This window comes from Microcystis sp. M165S2 (assembly GCF_020245885.1).
Lineage (GTDB): Bacteria > Cyanobacteriota > Cyanobacteriia > Cyanobacteriales > Microcystaceae > Microcystis.
The window spans coordinates 1-3,024 of the sequence record NZ_JADBTZ010000251.1 but is presented as its reverse complement, the minus strand read 5'-3'; the positions used below and the strand labels follow the sequence as shown (position 1 = coordinate 3,024).

Here is a 3,024-nt window from a genome sequence, read left to right as displayed (position 1 = left end):
TTGCGGGAATATCGGCGGGAAAAAGGCGTTAAATATCCGTGAGTGGGAATGTCTTTTCTGTGGCACTTTTCATGATCGAGATGTAAACGCTGCGGTAAATATCAAGGTCGCCGGAGGACATTCGGAGACTTTAAACGGACGGGTCGGAAAGCGTAAGACTTCTGTTAAAGAAGCAGCATCCCGGGTCGCGTCAACCCCATTCAGCGACCATTCTAAAAAAGTGGCGTGGTGAGGAATCGCCGTCCGTTTTACGGCGGCGAGGATGTCAAAATGAAATCTGGGAAAATGACACCGCCGCATCCCGAAAACTCTCACCCCTTGCCGGGTATAATCGATCGCAGGAAAAATTTTATGAGTAAATTTGTCTTTGTCACCGGGGGAGTCGTCTCCAGTATTGGGAAAGGAATTGTCGCCGCTAGTTTAGGAAGATTGTTGAAAAGTCGGGATTATTCCGTCTCAATTCTGAAATTAGACCCCTATATCAACGTGGATCCAGGTACGATGAGTCCTTTTCAACACGGAGAGGTATTTGTCACCGATGATGGGGCCGAAACCGACCTCGACCTTGGCCACTACGAACGTTTTACCGATACGGAACTCTCCCGTCTCAATAGCGTGACTACCGGCTCGATTTATCAAGCGGTATTGAATAAAGAGCGTCGTGGTGCTTATATGGGGGGAACTGTGCAGGTAATTCCCCATATTACCAACGAAATCAAGGAAAGGATTCTTCGGGTGGCCAAAGATACCAACCCCGATATTGTCATCACAGAAATTGGTGGTACGGTGGGAGATATCGAATCTTTGCCTTTTTTAGAAGCAATTAGGCAATTTAGGAAGGATGTGGGTCGAAATAACGTAGTTTATATGCACGTTACCCTAATTCCTTGGATTCCGGCCGCCAAGGAGATGAAAACTAAACCGACGCAACACTCGGTCAAGGAATTAAGATCGATCGGCATTCAACCGGATGTGTTAGTCTGTCGTTGTCATCTACCCCTACAACCGGGGTTAAAAGAAAAACTCTCAGCTTTCTGTGATGTGCCGGTGGAATCGGTGATTACCGCTCAGGATGCCAGCAGTATCTACGAAGTTCCCCTCAATCTGGAAAAAGAGGGATTAGCGCAACAAACCCTAGAATTATTAAACCTGGGTCCCCGATACCCCCATCTGGAGGAGTGGGAAAATCTCATCCGACAGATGCAATCCCCCGGTCAAAAATTAGAGATAGCTATCGTGGGTAAATACGTGCAGTTGGGGGACGCTTATCTCTCGGTGGTAGAGGCCCTCAAACACGCTGCTATTGCCCTTGATAGCGAGATAGAATTGCGTTGGGTAAGTGCTGAAGATGTGGATAATGATTCGGCCGAAGCTCATTTGAGCGGTGTTGACGGTATTGTTGTACCCGGTGGTTTTGGTATTAGGGGTGTGGATGGCAAAATTAAGGCGATCGAGTATGCTAGGGTCAATAATATTCCTTTCTTGGGTCTCTGTTTAGGGATGCAGTGTTCGATTATCGAATGGGGTCGCAATGTGGCCCAATTAGAAAGGGCTAATAGTTCCGAATTTGAAGAAGATACACCGAATCCGGTGATTAATTTACTGCCAGAACAGGCAGATGTGGTAGATTTAGGGGGAACAATGCGCTTAGGTCTCTATCCCTGTCGTTTAAATCCCGATAGTCTAGCTTTCTCCCTCTACGGTCAAGAGGTTATCTATGAGCGCCATCGTCACCGTTACGAGTTCAATAATGCCTATCGTAGTCTCTTTTTCGAGACTGGTTATCTGGTGAGTGGCACTTCTCCTGATGGTCGTTTGGTGGAAATTATCGAACTACCAAAACATCCTTTCTTTATTGCTACCCAATTTCACCCCGAATTTCGCTCCCGTCCCAATAAAGCTCATCCTCTCTTTTATGGTTTCATGAAAGCGGCCCTCAAGGGTAGAGAGCAAAAGTTCTCCCTGAGTAGTCAGCATTCAGCTATTGGTTAGGATTTGCTGGTCTGATTGGCTCAAAATCTGGTTTTTTGGGGGGAAACCCCCGAAAATTTGTCATCTTAACCCCAGTTTGGCCTAGGGTTTTCCGAATTGACGTTGATAAACCACTTCTTCCTTGCCAGATTCCAGTTTAATATCCGAGCGAGGATAGGCCACACATAACAAAGCATAGCCTTCTTTTTGCAGGTCGGGGGATAATCCCATGCCATCACTTTGTTCGACGCTACCCTGGGAAAGTTGAGCGGCACAGGTAGTACATACGCCCGCATTGCAAGAACTGGGTAAGTCGATTCCCGCATCGTAGGCCGCTTGTAGTATAGTTTGATCTTCCCTAACTTCGATCGTTTGTGTTGTTCCTAAATGAGAAATTTCTACCTTGTAGGTTGTGGTCATAGCTAATCAATGATGCTTTGAACTTCACCTATTTTATCATTCTAGATACTCCTCACGAATTTTATCGAGTTCGAGCGCAAGTTTTGACATACTCCCACCGTCAAGCTACGCTGTGACGGGGGATTCTTGACCTATCACTATCGGAAATTCCTTGTTCAACGAGACAGCTTAGATTCTCAATGTCTCCATTAAGAATCCAGAGACCGGACTCTCCCAAATTGAAAGATTAAATAATACCTTTCGACAAAGGATTTCTCGGCTGGTGAGACAGAGTCTATCTTTCTCTAAAAAAATGGAGAATCACGTTGGGGAACCCTTTGGTATTTTATCCATGACTACAATGCACAGCAAAGCAAAGGATTAAGCCGCCATCACTACTACCGAATCACCACCCAGGATAGAATCGCAGTTAAGGAGCTAAACTTAAGAGAAATTCTGGAATTAGAGCAGTTTAAGGATTATTGTCGAGTATTTGAACAGTTTCTTTTCGGCACGGTTACTCAAAGTTTACTGCTTTTGCACTGCTATCCTATCGAAAGATTTCTGGTCAACGGTAAACCTTATTTTAGAGGTGATCACGATATTAGTTTGAGAAAGTTTCAGGCTTATCTAGGCTTAGGGTATTCCTATCAA

General features: G+C 45.3%; 3 protein-coding genes and 2 pseudogenes. 3 read left to right on the top strand and 2 right to left on the bottom strand.

The window, feature by feature from the left end:
• On the top strand, nucleotides 1-232 hold a 232-nt coding region (locus tag IM479_RS12775), incomplete at its 5' end, for a zinc ribbon domain-containing protein (RefSeq protein WP_287687481.1).
• A gap of 119 nt (nucleotides 233-351) precedes the next feature.
• On the top strand, nucleotides 352-1,992 hold the full coding sequence (gene pyrG, locus IM479_RS12770) for a glutamine hydrolyzing CTP synthase (protein WP_286827046.1): 1,641 nt from the start codon (nucleotides 352-354) through the stop codon (nucleotides 1,990-1,992).
• An 81-nt stretch (nucleotides 1,993-2,073) separates the two neighbouring features.
• Here the strand turns inward: pyrG and IM479_RS12765 are convergent, their stop codons facing one another.
• Both IM479_RS12765 and IM479_RS12760 read right to left on the bottom strand, forming a co-directional pair.
• A complete protein-coding gene (locus IM479_RS12765) occupies nucleotides 2,074-2,391 on the bottom strand; it encodes a 2Fe-2S iron-sulfur cluster-binding protein (protein WP_158200850.1) in 318 nt (105 codons plus the stop codon).
• 100 nt (nucleotides 2,392-2,491) lie between these two features.
• Nucleotides 2,492-2,608 (bottom strand): annotated as a pseudogene (locus tag IM479_RS12760) (zinc ribbon domain-containing protein); the annotation flags it as partial.
• Here IM479_RS12760 and IM479_RS12755 point away from each other — a divergent pair.
• Nucleotides 2,591-2,736 (top strand): annotated as a pseudogene (locus tag IM479_RS12755) (IS1 family transposase); the annotation flags it as partial. The pseudogenes IM479_RS12760 and IM479_RS12755 sit on opposite strands and share 18 nt — an antisense overlap.
• Nucleotides 2,737-3,024 lie beyond the last annotated feature (288 nt).